A 16,302-nucleotide genomic window follows, 5' to 3' on the forward strand; every position below is an offset into this window, starting at 1 on the left:
TTTATTATTGCGAATTACTACAGGCCTTAATACAAACCCATGACAAAACGTTTAACCTCCAAAGACATCCTCGCGCTGGGCTTTATGACCTTTGCGCTGTTTGTCGGCGCCGGCAATATCATCTTTCCGCCAATGGTGGGCCTGCAATCCGGCCAGCATGTCTGGTTGGCGGCGGCGGGCTTTTTGATTACGGCGGTTGGCCTTCCGGTTATCACCGTTATCGCGCTGGCGCGGGTCGGCGGCGGCATTGATGCGCTAAGCTCGCCTATCGGTCAGAAAGCCGGTCTGCTTTTGGCGGTGGTCTGCTATCTGGCGGTGGGGCCGCTGTTTGCTACCCCGCGCACCGCTACCGTGTCGTTTGCGGTCGGGGTGGCCCCGTTTGCCGGCAACGGCGAACTGCCTCTGCTGGTTTATAGTCTGATTTATTTCACCCTGGTGATCGGTATCTCTCTCTACCCCGGGCGCTTGCTGGATACGGTGGGCCATGTGCTGGCGCCGCTCAAGATTATCGCGCTGGCGGTGCTGGGAATGGCGGCAATGCTATGGCCGGCAGGGCAGCCACTGCCGGTGGCGGCGAGCTATAGTCATTTGCCGTTTTCCAGCGGTTTTGTGAACGGCTATCTCACCATGGATACCTTGGGCGCGATGGTTTTCGGCATCGTTATCGTCAACGCTGCCCGGTCGCGCGGTGTAGCGAGCGCGCAGCTGCTCACCCGTTATACCATTTTTGCCGGCCTTATTGCCGGTATTGGTCTGACGGCCGTCTATCTGACGCTGTTTAAACTAGGGTCGGGTAGCGGCGTGCTGGTGCCTGAGGCACAAAACGGCGCGGAAATTCTGCACGCCTATGTGCAATACACCTTCGGCGCCGCCGGCAGCGGTTTTCTGACGGTGTTGATTACTGTAGCCTGTCTGGCCACCGCGGTAGGGTTGACCTGCGCCTGTGCCGAGTTTTTTAGCGCGCATACCGGTATCGGTTATGGCAAATGGGTGTTCCTGCTAGGGCTGTTCTCCATGGTGGTTTCCAATTTGGGACTGAGCCATCTGATATCGATTTCCGTGCCGGTACTTACCGCCATTTATCCGCCTTGCATTGTGCTGATTCTGCTGAGCTTTACCCTGCGTTGGTGGTACTCCAGCAGCCGTCTTGTCGCACCGGGCATGCTGGTCAGCCTGCTGTTTGGCTGTCTCGATGGCATTAAGGTGTCGGCTTACCCGACCCTCCTGCCTGCCTGGGTAGAGCGCCTGCCGTTAAGTGCCCAGGGACTGGCTTGGCTGCCGCCGACGCTTGTCATGCTCATCGTTGCGGCGATCTACGATCAATCCCGCGGGCGGCAGCAAATCTCTGTTCTGTAAGTGGTGGCGATGTAATCAATAGACCACGGACACCGTTCCGTGGTTTTTTCTTGTGAAAAAAAGGGTTCAGGTCATGCAATCTTCCACCCCTTCGCTGAAGCGGGGGCTTTCTACGCAGCACATTCGGTTTATGGCGCTCGGGTCCGCCATTGGCACCGGCTTGTTCTATGGTTCTGCTGATGCAATTAAAATGGCCGGTCCCAGCGTGCTGCTGGCTTATCTGATAGGGGGACTAGCGGCGTATATCATCATGCGTGCCCTGGGTGAAATGTCGGTGGAAAACCCGAATGCCGGTTCGTTCTCACGCTACGCACAGGATAATCTGGGCCCTATGGCGGGCTATATCACCGGCTGGACCTATTGTTTTGAAATTTTGATTGTCGCCATCGCCGATGTCACCGCCTTCGGCATTTATATGGGTGCATGGTTTCCCCTGGTGCTGCATTGGGTCTGGGTGTTAAGCGTGGTGCTGTTTATCGGCGCGATTAATCTACTCAGCGTCAAGGCCTTCGGCGAGCTGGAGTTCTGGTTCTCCTTTTTCAAAGTGGCCACCATCATTGTCATGATCCTGGCCGGCATCGGCATCATCGTTTGGGGAATCGGCAACGGTGGCCAGCCCACCGGCGTAGCGAATTTATGGCGCCACGGCGGCTTCTTCACCCACGGCGTCTGGGGCATGGTACTGTCGCTGCATATGGCGGGGCAGGGGCACGCGCCGCGCCTGTTCCAGCGCGTATCGCGCCACGGTATTCCGTGGGTAACGGTATTGGTGATGCTGCTGGCCATGCTGGTGGTGGTCTATTTGAATTATATTATGCCGGAAAATGTCTTCCTGCTGATTGCCTAACTGGCAACCTTTGCCACCGTGTGGGTGTGGATCATGATTTTATGTTCACAAATCGCCTTTCGCCACAGGCTCAAGCCTGAGCAGGTGCAGGCGCTGAAATTCCCGTTGCCCGGTGGCGTCCTCACTGCGAGTATCGGCGTAGTCTTCCTGTTGTTTATCATCGGCCTGATAGGGTATTTTCCTACTACTCGCGCCTCGCTGTACGTTGGTGCGGTATGGATTTTATTGCTGTTACTGGGGTACCGCCGGGTAAAAACGAAGCGCGTAGCCGCCTCCTAAGGACCGTGCCGGATATAGTGCCATGATGGGGAAGAGCTCCCCGTGTACGGCAGGGCATGCGCCCTGACCATTCGGCATAAATAAAGCCGGTCGGGTTGCCTACCGGCGTGATACGGGCAGAGTCACTGCCTTGACTGCCTTATCTGCACGAACGCAAGGCGCTTACAGCCTGGTCAGGTTCTCGGACAGATATTTGGCAACCCCTTCCGGAGAAGCGCCCATCCCTTCCTGTCCCTTTTCCCACTGTGCCGGGCAAACTTCACCGTGTTCTTCGTGGAATTGCAGTGCGTCGACCATGCGCATCATTTCGTCGACATTGCGGCCCAGCGGCAGATCGTTAACAACCTGATGGCGGACGAGCCCGTCTTTGTCGATTAAGAACGAACCGCGCAGAGCGACGCCGGCGTCTGAATGTTCAATGCCGTAAGCTTTAATGATTTCGCGTTTGATATCCGCCACCATGGGGTACTGAACCGGTCCGATACCGCCTTTATCGGTAGGTACTTGCCGCCAGGCGTTGTGTACAAACTCAGAATCGAAAGACACGCCGATGATTTCAACGCCGCGCTTCTGAAATTCTGCGTAGCGTTTGTCAAACGCAATCAATTCGGACGGGCAGACAAAGGTGAAGTCCATCGGCCAGAAAAAAATGACTGCCGGTTTACCCTGGATATGCGATTTAAGATTGAAATTGTCAACGATTTCACCGTTGCCGAGCACGGCGGCAGCCGTAAAATCGGGGGCTTGACGAGTGACCAGGACCATATTAACTCCTGTAAAATAGCGTTTGCGGATTGATAGGATTTGAGCCAACCTAGTATAAGGCCGTACCGGGGGGGGAATAAAGTCACCTGTACCGATTGGTTAAATAGGTTATACCTATCGAAGGGATAGGTCAATCTTGCCAATAATACCCCGTTAAATACGTTGGTCGCTCAGCCGGTAGCGTTGAACGCGGTTCCTCGCCAGAGAGCAAAAGCAGAGCCAATGGCGAAGGCAGAGCTAAAGGCAAAAGCAGTGAGCTCGTGGCGTGATCGGTGAGGGGCGGTGGATTTTCACTCTGTAGAAAGAGGGAAACCTCTTCGGCTACCTCGCGTTCAAAATCGGAAAAATCATCATCCAAATACCCGAAGCAAAAAATTTTTTCACACGAGGCATAACCTGAATAAATGCGGGCTGTACTCATGGGGGTGACGCATTTATGGATAACGGCGCGCAAACAGGTAAAGTGATAGGGCGTAGTTTTAGCGGTTATGCAGGCGTCCAGGTTCGGCAATAATCTATTTTGGGCGGATAGATAAAGGCATATTCAGCGTGCTGCGTCATTGAAGGATAAGCGCGCTTCATAGAATGAAAACAGGGAAATCAGATGGTGCAGCGTTCACGGCATCGTAGTGTCCAGCAATAAAGATATTTATCAACTCCAGGGTGGTAGTGGAATAAATAGTAATACCGGGTTTCGTCAAACCCTGATGCGATTATTCAGGGTGTCAATTATCCTGGTATTTTGCCGTTGAATACGCCGTTGAATACGCCGTTGAAGGCCGGGGCCGATGGTGTCTTGATGGGCGGCAATTATTTGTTAAAATATTTCTTCACCAGTGCATACAGAATCGCCGCCGTCTCATTATCCACTGTGCCCTGCCAGTCGGCGGGGCGGAAATGCAGTTGGAAAAGCCTGGATAAGATTTTTATAGACGCTGGCATCTGTCGCCCCGGAGGTATTATATCCATAGGCTTTCAGTTTACCGATAATCGCCGCTTGATCAGGTAGGCCCTGCCCAGCAAATTCGTCAAGGTAATACTGTTTGGTCGCCTCGTCGAACCAGGCGCCTATGCCCGCAGTAAACAATGTTTGCCAGGGAAACGCCGCGCCGGGGTCAAATTTTCGCCCGGGTGCCACATCGCTGTGGCCGATAATCTGAGTTGGGGTAATATCCGGATACCGTTGCAGGATATCCTGCGCTAATTGAATGATGGCCGCAATTTGCACCGGATGATAGGGCGGAAAGATCAATTTCCCGTTTTTGACCGATGCCAGATTTACATTTTCAATGCCAATAGAGGTATCGTTGAGATTGTTGCGCCCCGCCCACGCGCTGAATGCCGCGTCGCTGCTCAGCGCCCTGACCGAGCCGGCGAAATCAACCGCGGTATAATGCATGATTAAAAAGCGTACGCGTGAATTGAATCCTTTCACCGAACGGTAACTTGTCGCATCTATGGGATACATGGTCAACGTTGACTCCTGTCTGAAAATTGTCCTCCTTTCATTCATACCCGTGGCCACCGCCGGCAATCCAGGACCGTTGTGCCATTGCAGGGACATTGCGCAGGGGGAGGAGGGGAGGCGCCTTGAGACCGGATTCGTTTAACGGCCCAGCGCACCCTGGCGGGCCAACTGTATCATCGCTGGATATAAATGCCAGAACGCCTCCTCCAGCGGGCGATAGTGCATTTGGATCTCCGAAAAAATTGCCTCCAGGGCCGACAGTCGTAGGTACCGTTGGGCCATCCCGTTAAGCACCTGAGCCAGAAAAGGCATATCCGGATAGCGCAGCAGCCAGCGTTCACGCCATAGATAGCGGTTGAGGGACTGGAAGCCCGCCGGCGTATCCGGCAGGGCAGGCGCAATTTCCAGCTGCGCCCGCAGGACGAATCCCGCCAGCGGCCATTGAGATTCGACCTGCGACCAGTGGCGCGCCAGAAAGTGATCCCAAACCACATCCAGCGCAATAGGCGCCACCCGCCGTGTCGCCGGTGAGAACAGCGTCCGTATCTGGCGTACCGCGTCATGATCATCGGTAAGGCTATCGATGCGGCGATGCATACGGATGCCGGCGACGACCGCGGGCGGATAGAGGCCGTCGGGATCGCCGCGGACAAAATTCGCCATCAGATTACCGAGTAAGGAACTTTGCGCCAGGGTGGCGAGATGCAGATGAGCAAGAAAATTCATCCTTTCAGTATACGGCAAAAGTGGCCCGCTTTTGCTTAATTCTTGCAGGGCGGAACGCATAGCCCTAGACTAAGCCGCTTGTTTTTAAGCTGAAGTGACTTGTCATGCGCGTTGCCGACTTCTCGTTTGCATTACCCGATAATCTGATTGCCCGCTATCCTCAGGCGCAACGCAGCGCCTGTCGTTTGTTATCCCTCGATGGTCAAACAGGAGCGCTGGCGCATCAGGTCTTTACCGATTTGCTGGAGGAACTGGCGCCAGGGGATTTACTGGTCTTCAACAATACCAGGGTGATCCCCGCGCGGTTATTCGGCCGCAAAGTCAGCGGCGGTAAAATTGAAGTCCTGGTAGAAAGGGTTCTGGATGATAAGCGGGTACTTGCGCACGTCCGCGCTTCCAAAGCGCCGAAACCCGGCAGCGCGCTGCTGTTGGGGGATGATGACAGTATTGCCGCCACGATGGTGGCCCGTCACGATGCGCTTTTTGAGCTGCGCTTTGACGACGCCCGCGATGTTCTGACGCTCTTGAATGACGCCGGCCATATGCCTTTGCCGCCCTATATCGATAGGCCGGATGACGTCGCGGACCGTGAGCTGTATCAGACGGTCTATGGCGAACGGCCCGGCTCGGTGGCGGCGCCTACCGCCGGTCTGCATTTCGATGAGCCGCTGTTGGCAGCGCTACGCGCTAAAGGCGTTGAAATGGCGTTCGTCACTCTTCATGTAGGGGCGGGTACCTTTCAGCCGGTACGGGTGGACCAGATCGAGCACCATCAGATGCATTCGGAGTATGCCGAAGTGCCGCAGGAGGTGGTCGATGCGGTACTGGCATGCAAAGCGCGCGGCAACCGGGTCGTTGCCGTTGGCACGACCGCCGTCCGTTCGCTTGAGAGCGCCGCCGCGGCCGGTGAGCAAGCGCTGACACCGTTTTTCGGCGATACGAGCATTTTCATTTACACGGGTTATCAGTTCCGCGTGGTGGATGTGCTGATAACCAATTTTCATCTTCCCGAGTCTACTCTGATCATGCTGGTTTCGGCGTTCGCCGGCTATCGCCATACGCTGGCGGCTTATCGGGAAGCGGTGGCGCAGGCGTATCGTTTTTTCAGCTACGGAGATGCGATGTTTATCACCCGCAATCCCGCCGCTGCCGCAGAGCGGGGGTAGGCGAGTTGTCACCGTCCGGCCCTGAAACCCATCCCTATCGGACCTGATTTAGGCGCAGACCGTCGGCGGGAGAAAGCATTCATTGACAACGCCGGCGATAAATACAGCGCGCGGACTGGCTTGTATAGCGGCTTGGGAGGTTGGTAGAATGCGCTCCTTTTCATCAAGCATCGGACTGTTTCTCTGGTGTTGGAGGATGTGTGGAATATCAATTATTAAAAACCGATGGCCAGGCCCGCCGCGGGCGCCTGGTCTTTGATCGGGGCGTGGTGGAAACGCCGGCGTTTATGCCGGTCGGGACATACGGCACGGTTAAGGGCATGACCCCTGAAGAAGTAAAAGAGACCGGCGCGCAAATCCTGCTGGGTAATACCTTTCATCTGTGGCTGCGGCCGGGGCAGGCCGTGATGAAGCTGCACGGCGATTTGCACGATTTTATGCAATGGCATGGCCCGATACTGACTGATTCCGGCGGTTTTCAGGTATTTAGCCTAGGTGACATTCGCAAAATCACCGAAGAAGGTGTGTATTTCCGAAATCCGATCAACGGTGATACGATTTTCCTCAGCCCGGAAAAATCGATGGAAATCCAGTACGATCTGGGTTCCGATATCGTAATGATTTTTGACGAATGTACGTCTTATCCGTCTGATTGGGATTACGCCAAACAATCGATGGAAATGTCGCTGCGCTGGGCGGCGCGCAGCCGTCAGCGTTTTGACGAGCTGGGTAATCACAATGCGCTATTTGGCATTATTCAGGGTAGTGTTTACGAAGATTTACGAGATGTATCGGTAAAAAGACTGGTAGAGATTGGATTTGATGGTTACGCTGTGGGCGGCCTGGCGGTAGGGGAGCCGAAGGCTGATATGCACCGAATTCTGGCGCATCTCTGCCCGCAGATTCCGGCTGATAAACCGCGCTATTTAATGGGGGTCGGTAAGCCCGAGGATTTAGTGGAGGGTGTGCGCCGCGGTATCGATATGTTCGACTGTGTTATGCCGACCCGTAATGCCCGCAACGGCCATCTGTTTGTCACCGATGGCGTGGTGAAAATCCGCAATGCCCGGTACAAAGACGATGTCGCGCCGCTGGATGCGGAATGTGATTGTTACACCTGTCGCAATTATAGCCGCGCATACTTGCATCATCTTGACCGTTGCAACGAAATATTGGGTGCCCGTCTGAATACTATCCATAACCTACGTTATTACCAGCGTTTGATGGCGGGTTTACGCCAGGCTATCGATGAGGGTAAATTAGAGCACTTTGTAGGTGAGTTTTATCGCCGGACAGGTAAGCCGGCTCCACCTTTAGTCGTCGAGTTACATAACAATGAGGGAATTTAAATGAGTTTTTTCGTTTCTGACGCCGTTGCCGCCACCGGTGCTCCGTCCCAGTCTAGTCCTTACTCTCTGGTGGTGATGCTGGTTGTTTTTGGTCTGATCTTTTATTTCATGATCCTGCGCCCGCAGCAAAAACGCGCCAAAGTGCATAAAGAACTGATGAGCTCCATTTCCAAAGGAGATGAAGTTCTGACGACCGGCGGGTTGGTGGGCCGCGTGGTGAAAGTCGCGGATACCGGCTATATTTCCATCGCGCTCAACGACACCAATGAAGTGGTCATCAAGCGTGATTTTGTGGCCGCTGTTTTGCCGAAAGGTACGATGAAAGCGCTGTAATAGCCGATTTTCCCGAAGGGAACCACCGTGTTAAACCGTTATCCTTTATGGAAGTACATCATGCTGGTGCTGGCGTTGGTCGTCGGCCTGCTGTATGCGCTTCCCAACATCTATGGTGAGGACCCGGCCGTACAGATCACTGGCGCGCGGGGTGGTGGTGCCAGTGAATCGACGCTGGTCCAGATCCGAAACGTATTAGAACAACAACATATCGCCAGCAAATCCATTGCGCTGGAAAATGGCGCCATTATGGCCCGTTTCGCCAGCTCCGATGTGCAGTTGCGAGCCCGAGAAGCGTTAATGACCGCGCTCGGTGACAATTATGTCGTGGCGCTCAACCTGGCGCCGGCTACGCCCGCCTGGTTAGCTATGCTCGGGGCCGCGCCGATGAAGCTGGGCCTGGATTTGCGCGGCGGCGTTCACTTCCTGATGGAAGTGGATATGGATACCGCGCTCAACAAGCTGCAGGAACAGACGATGGATACCCTGCGCGGCGATTTACGCGATAAGGGCATTCCTTATGCGACGGTGCGCAAGATAGAGAATTACGGCAGCGAAATCCGCTTCCGCGACGCCGAAACCCGCGATCAGGCGATCTCTTGGCTCACGCCACGCCACCGCGATCTGGTGATTAACAGCCAGGGTGATAACGCCCTGCGTGCCACGCTGGCGGACGAGCGCCTGCGCCAGGCCCGCAAATACTCGGTGCAGCAGAACATCACCATCCTGCGCAATCGCGTCAACCAACTGGGTGTCGCCGAGCCTTTGGTGCAACGACAGGGCGCCGATCGCATCGTGGTTGAACTGCCGGGTATTCAGGATACGGCCCGCGCCAAGGAAATCCTCGGGGCGACCGCGACGCTTGAGTTACGTCTGGTCAATAGCGCGGTGGATCAAACCGCCGCCGCCAACGGCCGTGTGCCGGGGGATTCGGAGGTGAAAGCCACCCGCGACGGCCAGCCGGTCGTCTTGTACAAACGGGTCATCCTGACCGGGGATCACATTACCGATTCCACTTCTAGCGCCGATGAATATAACCGTCCGCAGGTGAATATTTCCCTCGACGGCACCGGCGGTACGACCATGTCCAACTTCACCAAGGACAACATTGGCAAGCTGATGGCCACCTTGTTTGTGGAGTATAAGGATAGCGGCAAGAAAGATGCCAACGGCCGTTCCATTCTGGTGAAGCAGGAAGAGGTTATTAACGTCGCTACCATTCAGTCGCGACTCGGTAACAGCTTCCGTATCACCGGCATCAACAATCCCAACGAAGCGCGTCAGCTGTCGCTGTTGCTGCGGGCGGGGGCGTTGATTGCGCCAATCCAGATTGTGGAAGAGAGTACCATCGGTCCGACCCTGGGGTTGCAGAATATTACCCAGGGGCTGGAGGCCTGTTTATGGGGGCTGGTGGCGTCAATTCTGTTTATGGTGGTGTGGTATCGCAAATTTGGTCTTATCGCCACCATGGCGCTCATCGTCAACCTGGTGCTGATTATCGGCATTATGTCCCTGCTGCCCGGCGCGACGCTGACCATGCCGGGGATTGCTGGTATTGTGCTGACGCTGGCGGTGGCGGTGGATGCCAATGTGCTCATCAATGAGCGCATCAAAGAGGAGCTGCGCAACGGTCGCACGGTGCAGCAGGCCATTCATGAGGGCTATCGAGGCGCGTTCTCCAGTATTGTTGACGCCAACGTCGCCACGCTGATTACCGCCATTATCCTGTATGCCGTGGGGACCGGGTCCATCAAGGGCTTCGCCATCACCACCGCCATCGGGGTCGCTACCTCCATGTTTACGGCGATCATCGGCACGCGTGCCATCGTTAACCTACTTTACGGCGGTAAACGCATCGATAAGCTGTCTATCTAGGAGTGGCTTGTGGCTCAGCAACAACGAAATGTTGAAGAATTGAATTACGGCCGTAGAGTCTATGACTTTATGCGCTGGGATTATGTCGCGTTCAGCCTGTCGGCTATCCTGCTTATCGCCTCCATCGCCATCATGGCGGTGAAGGGCTTTAACTGGGGGCTGGATTTCACGGGCGGAACGGTGATTGAACTTAACCTGGAAAAGCCCGCCGATCTTGACCAGATGCGTGGCGCGCTTGAGCACGCGGGCTTTACCGATCCGCTGGTGCAGAATTTCGGCAGCAGCCGCGACGTAATGGTCCGTATGCCGCCGGTGCAAGACGGGCTTGGCCAGGAATTGGGTAATAAAGTTCTTGGCGTGATTAATCAGGCCACGGGCCAGAACGCCTCCGTGAAACGGGTCGAGTTCGTCGGACCGAGCGTCGGCAGCGATCTGGCGCAGGATGGCGGCATGGCGCTGCTGGTTGCGTTGATCTGTATCCTGATTTATGTCGGTTTCCGTTTTGAATGGCGGCTGGCGACCGGGGCGGTTTTGGCGCTGGCGCATGACGTGGTGATCACTCTCTGTGTCTTGTCGCTATTCCACATCGAGATCGATCTGACGATTATCGCCTCGCTGATGTCGGTGATCGGCTATTCGCTGAACGACAGTATCGTGGTGTCGGACCGTATTCGTGAGAACTTCCGCAAGATTCGCCGCGGTAGCGCTTACGATATCTTCAACGTCTCGCTAACGCAGACCCTGAGCCGGACCATAATGACCTCGGCCACCACGCTGATGGTGGTGCTGATGTTGTTGATTTTTGGTGGGGCGATGCTGCGCGGCTTCTCGACCACGCTGTTCATCGGCGTGTTTATCGGTACCGTCAGTTCCATCTATGTGGCGTCGGCGCTGGCGCTTAAGCTCGGTATGAAGCGTGAGCATCTGCTGCTGCAGAAGGTGGAGAAAGAAGGCGCTGATCAGCCGTCACTGCTGCCCTGATAGAGGCGCCGCAGCCGCGGTCTGCGGCTGTAGTCAGCTTGGCCAGCTGCATCCGGCCAGGCGCATGAGGAGCAACGGTTATCACCTGCTGTTCGCGCTGCCGGCTAACCTATTGGGCCAGGCGCGCAAGGTCTGGCGCATGGCGAACCGTAAGTGCTAGGCCTACTGTTGTCGACAGGTTTGGTGGCATCCGCGGTCGGCGGGGTCTGCGGCGTGTCCGGTTGAATATCATGCAGCCGGATAAACCCCACCTGCTCCGGCGTCAGGCCTGACATCCGCAGTTCGATGGTGGCTTAGGTTCTCGGCAGCAGCGAGGCCGGCACGTATATCGGCTGGCTGAGAGCGTCGGCGGTCAGTGGCTTACCCGTCGCCGCGTCCACCTGTCCCCAATCCACAATGCCATGCAGCGGCGTCAAGGCCGCGCTGTCGGCGCTGCGGATATGCAGCTGCGCACGGGAGCCGCTGGCCTACGCTTCCACTTCCACCTGAATCGACAGAAACCCGCAATGTGCCGGCCTCTCGCTTTGCACTTCGCCGCCGTTTTCGCCGCCGGATTAAAAGTAGATGCCGCGGGTGGACTGCCGATTTTGCTCGTTTTGCGCCACTAGCGCAGCGGCTTGATTGGTCAGGTTTTCCAAACGCTGGTTCAAATGGCCGACTTCGCTGTGCAGCTGGGTCAACTGCGCTTCCTGCCGGCTGGCGCAGCCGGTGAGCAGCAGCAGGGCTGCAACGGCATAACCCGCGCGATAACTGATTGTCATAGCGGCAATTTCCTTTTTTACGGTTGATTCCAGTTTAACCTGTAAGCGGCGGAAAGTCATGGGACCGGCGGCGCTTCACCGTCAATATCCCCAACTCTGCGGCGGCGGTTCCGCTTTAAGTACTGTTGCTTTGTAGTCTGCGGAGTTCGCGTTAAACTATCCTATCCCTAATCAGCCGGCCAGGAAGCGCTATGCATTGCCCGTTTTGTTCTGCAGTCGATACCAAAGTGATTGATTCCCGTCTGGTGGGGGAAGGAACTCAGGTTCGCCGCCGCCGGCAGTGCGTCATCTGTAACGAACGCTTCACCACCTTCGAGGTGGCGGAACTCGTGTTGCCTCGCGTTATCAAAAGCAATGACGTGCGCGAACCGTTCAATGAAGAAAAGCTGCGCAGCGGGTTTTTGAAGGCGTTGGAAAAGCGGCCGGTCAAATCCGACGATGTCGAAATGGCCATCAACCACATCAAATCCCAGCTGCGCGCCACCGGCGAGCGAGAGGTGCCGAGCAAAATGATCGGTAATCTCGTCATGGACGCGCTGAAAAAGCTCGATAAGGTCGCCTATATCCGTTTCGCCTCGGTTTACCGCAGTTTTGAGGATATCCGTGAGTTTGGCGAAGAAATCGCCCGGCTGCAGGATTAGGCACAACCCTTAAGGACCATCCTATGGATCATGATGAGGTTTATCTCGCGCGCGCGTTTGAGCTGGCGCGCCGCGGGCGTTTCACGACGGCGCCTAACCCCAATGTCGGCTGCGTAATCGTTCGCGACGGGCGCATTGTTGGCGAAGGGTACCATCAGCGCGCCGGCTATGCGCATGCCGAGGTGCACGCGCTGCGTCAGGCGGGGAACGCGGCGCGCTGCGCCACCGCCTATGTCACGCTAGAGCCCTGCAGCCACCATGGGCGCACGCCTCCCTGCGCCGACGCGCTGATAGACGCTGGCGTGGCGCGGGTAGTGGCCGCGATGCCCGATCCGAACCCTCAGGTGGCGGGCCGTGGGTTTTATCGGTTACAGCAGGCGGGGATAGAGGTGCGCCATGGCCTGATGCTGCCCGAGGCGGAGGCGGTGAATCCAGGCTTCCTTAAACGCATGCGCACCGGTTTTCCCTGGGTCAGGCTCAAACTTGCGGCATCGCTTGATGGCCGCACCGCCATGGCATCCGGGGAGAGCCAGTGGATTACCTCTACCGAAGCGCGGCGGGATGTCCAGCGCTGGCGTGCCGAAAGCGACGCCATTCTTTCCACCGCCACCACGGTGCTGGCGGACGATCCCGCCCTGACGGTACGCTGGGCGTCGCTGCCGGAGGATGTCCAGGCCCTTTACCCCGAGGAGCGGTTGCGCCAGCCGGTGCGGGTTATCATCGATAGAGCCAACAGCGTGACGCCATCCCATTGGGTGGCGCAGGGGGTGGGGCTGACCTGGCTGGCGCGCCTTGCGCCGGATGATTTGACGTGGCCTTCGTCGGTAGAGCAACTCCTACTGCCGGCCGGCGAGGGGGCAAACGCCGCGCATCTCGATCTGGTGGCGCTGATGATGCAATTGGGCCGCCGTCAGATTAACAGCCTGTGGGTCGAGGCGGGCGCGGGGCTTGCCGGCGCGCTGCTGGGCGCCGGGCTGGTGGATGAACTGATACTGTATCAGGCGCCAAAACTGCTCGGTGCTGACGCCCGCCCGCTGTGTCTGCTGCCGGGGCTGGAACGGCTTGGTGCGGCGCCGGGTTTTACCCTGCTTGACGTCCGGCAGGTGGGACCCGACCTTCGCCTGTGTCTGAAACCCGGCGAACGCGCTTAATTGGCCCGCGCAGCGGACAAAGTATTATGTTAGAATCCGTTCCCTCGAGTGACGATTCAGCTTTCTGCCATTTTGTAAGGATAACCATGAACGTTATTGAAGGTGTTGTTGCAGCCCCCGATGCGCGCGTCGCTATCGCTATCGCGCGCTTTAACCACTTCATCAATGACAGCCTGCTTAATGGCGCAGTCGACGCCCTAAAACGCATCGGCCAGGTCAAAGACGAAAATATTACCGTGGTCTGGGTGCCTGGGGCTTATGAATTGCCGTTAGCGGTCAGCGCGCTGGCCGACAGCAAAAACTACGACGCCGTCGTGGCGCTTGGGACGGTTATCCGTGGCGGCACCGCGCATTTTGAATTCGTCGCTGGCGAGTGCAGCTCCGGCCTGTCCGCGGTTGCCGCGCGCGCCGCGCTGCCGGTGGCGTTCGGGGTACTGACCACTGAGAGTATCGAACAGGCTATCGAACGCGCCGGCACCAAAGCCGGCAACAAGGGCGCGGAAGCCGCACTGACCGCGCTCGAAATGATCAAAGTATTGCAAGCCATTAAAGCGTAAGTAAAGGGGAATTTTGTGAAACCAGCCGCTCGTCGCCGTGCTCGTGAATGTGCCGTCCAGGCGCTTTACTCATGGCAATTATCACATAACGACATCGCCGATATCGAAGTTCAGTTTCTGGCGGAGCAGGACACGTCGGATGTGGATGTCGCTTATTTCCGCGATCTGTATGCCGGCGCGGCGACGAACGCCCAGGAGCTGGACAAGCTGATGGCGCCCTACCTTTCACGTCAGTTGGAAGAGCTCGGCCACGTTGAGCGTGCCGTGCTGCGCATTGCGCTGTTTGAATTGAGCAAGCGTCAGGATGTCCCTTACAAGGTCGCTATCAACGAAGCTATCGAGCTGGCCAAAACCTTTGGCGCAGAAGAGAGTCATAAGTTTATTAATGGTGTGCTGGACAAGGTAGCCCCCCAGATTCGTCCCAACAGAAAATAGCGGGGCGGGGTCGGAATAACCGCTCCCACCGTGACGCCGCGTCAGCACCACCAACACAACTTTGGACAGAGTATGGCATGTGGTGAGTTTGACCTCATTGACCGCTATTTCAACCGGATGCGCAGTACGCGCCGGGATGTGGTGGTGGGCATCGGCGATGACTGTGCGCTGCTGTCGGTAGCTGAGAAAAAGTGGATTGCGGTCAGTACGGATACGCTGGTGGCGGGCACGCATTTTCTGCCGGACATCAGTCCGTCTGACTTAGGCTATAAATCGCTGGCGGTGAACTTGAGCGATCTGGCCGCCATAGGGGCAGATCCGGCCTGGCTTTCGCTGGCGCTGACCTTGCCCTCGGTGGAAGAGGATTGGCTGGCCGCCTTTAGCGACAGCTTTTTCCAGCAGTTGGATTATTACGATATGCAGCTTATCGGTGGCGACACTACCCGAGGCCCGCTGAGCCTGACGCTGACTATTCAAGGTATCGTCCCCGCGGGCCGCGCGCTGTCCCGCCACGGTGCCTGCATCGGCGACTGGATCTATGTTACTGGAACGCTGGGGGACAGCGCGGCCGGCCTGGCGATACTGCAACAGCGTCTGCAGGTTCTGGATCCACAGGACAGGCAATATTTGCTGGCGCGTCATTTGCGTCCGCAGCCACGTATTTTGCAGGGGCAGGCACTGCGCGATCTCGCCAGCGCCGCCATCGACATTTCCGACGGTATTATCACGGATTTACGCCATATCCTTACCCGTAGTGATTGCGGCGCCCGCATCAATCTGGACGATATCCCCTATTCACCGGCGCTGCTGCGCCACACCACACCCGACCAGGCGCTGCGCTGGGCGCTCGGCGGCGGCGAAGATTACGAACTGTGCTTTACAGTGCCTGAAATCAACCGCGGCGCGTTAGATGTGGCTTTAAGCCATACCGGCGCGCCTTTTACCTGCATCGGCCAAATCGGGCCGCGAAGCGAAGGGATTCAATTTATGCGTCATCACCAGCCGGTAGAGTATGACTGGCACGGGTATGACCATTTCAAACGGGACGATATTGCATGACGATGGATATGCTGGTCGCCAAGCGGCGGGTTAAACTCTCCAATCCCTGGCATTTGCTGGCGACGGGTTTTGGCAGCGGGATGTTTCCCTGGATGCCCGGTACCATTGGTTCGCTGGCGGCGATTCCGATTTGGTGCCTGTTGGTGGTGCTGCCGTGGCAGCTTTATTCGCTGGCGGTTATGTTCAGCCTGTGCATGGGGGTCTATTTTTGCCATCAGACGGCGTGGGATATGGGCGTACACGACCACGGCTGCATTGTCTGGGACGAGTTTGTCGGCATGTGGATCACCTTGATGGCATTGCCGGTAAACGATTGGCGCTGGGTGCTGGCGGGCTTTTTGCTGTTCCGGCTGCTTGATATCTGGAAACCCTGGCCGATTCGCTGGTTCGACCGCAAGGTACACGGCGGTATGGGCATCATTATCGACGATGTGGTGGCGGGAATTATCGCCGCCGGCGTGTTTTACTGGATAGGACACCACTGGCCGCTGTTTTGATACCGGGCAGTCACGGTCGCTTTGATTGGGCGCGGGTGTTGCGGCCGCTATTTTAA

General features: G+C 56.8%; 15 protein-coding genes and 3 pseudogenes. 13 read left to right on the top strand and 5 right to left on the bottom strand.

What is annotated here, in order from left to right; genetic code table 11:
• The first annotated feature begins 39 nt into the window (after positions 1-39).
• Both brnQ and SGP1_RS05600 read left to right on the top strand, forming a co-directional pair.
• Positions 40-1,356: a branched-chain amino acid transport system II carrier protein gene (gene brnQ, locus SGP1_RS05595; RefSeq protein WP_011410393.1), complete on the top strand. Its 1,317-nt coding sequence runs from the start codon at positions 40-42 to the stop codon at positions 1,354-1,356.
• A gap of 73 nt (positions 1,357-1,429) precedes the next feature.
• Positions 1,430-2,482: pseudogene (locus tag SGP1_RS05600) on the top strand (amino acid permease).
• Positions 2,483-2,644: 162 nt separating this feature from the next.
• Here SGP1_RS05600 and SGP1_RS05605 read toward each other — a convergent pair.
• The 4 genes and pseudogenes from SGP1_RS05605 to SGP1_RS05615 form a co-directional block, all read right to left on the bottom strand.
• The gene (locus SGP1_RS05605) at positions 2,645-3,247 is read right to left on the bottom strand and encodes a peroxiredoxin C (RefSeq protein ID WP_011410395.1); all 603 of its coding nucleotides are present in this window, start codon (positions 3,245-3,247) and stop codon (positions 2,645-2,647) included.
• 130 nt (positions 3,248-3,377) lie between these two features.
• Entirely contained in the window at positions 3,378-3,668 is a 291-nt protein-coding gene (locus tag SGP1_RS29195; protein ID WP_148203381.1) for a hypothetical protein, read from the bottom strand.
• Positions 3,669-4,057: 389 nt separating this feature from the next.
• Positions 4,058-4,715, bottom strand: a pseudogene (locus SGP1_RS05610) (N-acetylmuramoyl-L-alanine amidase).
• Positions 4,716-4,853: 138 nt separating this feature from the next.
• Positions 4,854-5,441: an ACP phosphodiesterase gene (locus SGP1_RS05615; RefSeq protein WP_011410397.1), complete on the bottom strand. Its 588-nt coding sequence runs from the start codon at positions 5,439-5,441 to the stop codon at positions 4,854-4,856.
• A 104-nt stretch (positions 5,442-5,545) separates the two neighbouring features.
• Between SGP1_RS05615 and queA the strand changes: the two genes are divergently transcribed.
• The 5 genes from queA (at position 5,546) to secF (ending at position 11,145) form a co-directional block, all read left to right on the top strand.
• Entirely contained in the window at positions 5,546-6,607 is a 1,062-nt protein-coding gene (gene queA / locus SGP1_RS05620; RefSeq protein ID WP_011410398.1) for a tRNA preQ1(34) S-adenosylmethionine ribosyltransferase-isomerase QueA, read from the top strand.
• 200 nt (positions 6,608-6,807) lie between these two features.
• Positions 6,808-7,956 (top strand): tRNA guanosine(34) transglycosylase Tgt, encoded by a 1,149-nt coding sequence (gene tgt / locus SGP1_RS05625; protein WP_011410399.1) that lies wholly within the window; start codon positions 6,808-6,810, stop codon positions 7,954-7,956.
• On the top strand, positions 7,957-8,289 hold the full coding sequence (gene yajC, locus SGP1_RS05630; protein WP_011410400.1) for a preprotein translocase subunit YajC: 333 nt from the start codon (positions 7,957-7,959) through the stop codon (positions 8,287-8,289).
• Positions 8,290-8,316: 27 nt separating this feature from the next.
• A complete protein-coding gene (gene secD, locus SGP1_RS05635) occupies positions 8,317-10,164 on the top strand; it encodes a protein translocase subunit SecD (RefSeq protein ID WP_011410401.1) in 1,848 nt (615 codons plus the stop codon).
• A 69-nt stretch (positions 10,165-10,233) separates the two neighbouring features.
• Positions 10,234-11,145, top strand: coding sequence for a protein translocase subunit SecF (gene secF, locus SGP1_RS05640; RefSeq protein WP_050747925.1), 912 nt, complete (start codon positions 10,234-10,236; stop codon positions 11,143-11,145).
• A gap of 104 nt (positions 11,146-11,249) precedes the next feature.
• Here the strand turns inward: secF and SGP1_RS32775 are convergent.
• Positions 11,250-11,966 (bottom strand): annotated as a pseudogene (locus SGP1_RS32775) (DUF3251 domain-containing protein).
• Between the two features lie 131 nt (positions 11,967-12,097).
• On the opposite strand from SGP1_RS32775, the gene nrdR reads away from it, so the two are divergent.
• From nrdR to pgpA, 6 genes are all read left to right on the top strand, one after another.
• Positions 12,098-12,547, top strand: coding sequence for a transcriptional regulator NrdR (nrdR, locus tag SGP1_RS05650; protein WP_011410403.1), 450 nt, complete (start codon positions 12,098-12,100; stop codon positions 12,545-12,547).
• Positions 12,548-12,570: 23 nt separating this feature from the next.
• A complete protein-coding gene (gene ribD / locus SGP1_RS05655) occupies positions 12,571-13,698 on the top strand; it encodes a bifunctional diaminohydroxyphosphoribosylaminopyrimidine deaminase/5-amino-6-(5-phosphoribosylamino)uracil reductase RibD (RefSeq protein ID WP_011410404.1) in 1,128 nt (375 codons plus the stop codon).
• Between the two features lie 86 nt (positions 13,699-13,784).
• Complete coding sequence (gene ribE / locus SGP1_RS05660; protein WP_011410405.1) at positions 13,785-14,255, top strand: 6,7-dimethyl-8-ribityllumazine synthase; 471 nt, start codon at positions 13,785-13,787, stop codon at positions 14,253-14,255.
• 15 nt (positions 14,256-14,270) lie between these two features.
• Positions 14,271-14,690, top strand: a complete 420-nt coding sequence (nusB, locus tag SGP1_RS05665) for a transcription antitermination factor NusB (protein ID WP_011410406.1) — start codon at positions 14,271-14,273, stop codon at positions 14,688-14,690.
• Positions 14,691-14,762: 72 nt separating this feature from the next.
• Positions 14,763-15,749: a thiamine-phosphate kinase gene (gene thiL / locus SGP1_RS05670; protein ID WP_011410407.1), complete on the top strand. Its 987-nt coding sequence runs from the start codon at positions 14,763-14,765 to the stop codon at positions 15,747-15,749.
• A complete protein-coding gene (pgpA, locus tag SGP1_RS05675) occupies positions 15,746-16,246 on the top strand; it encodes a phosphatidylglycerophosphatase A (protein WP_011410408.1) in 501 nt (166 codons plus the stop codon). Before thiL ends, pgpA begins: the two co-directional genes overlap by 4 nt.
• Positions 16,247-16,302 lie beyond the last annotated feature (56 nt).

The organism is Sodalis glossinidius str. 'morsitans', from assembly GCF_000010085.1.
GTDB classification, from domain to species: Bacteria; Pseudomonadota; Gammaproteobacteria; order Enterobacterales; family Enterobacteriaceae; genus Sodalis; species Sodalis glossinidius.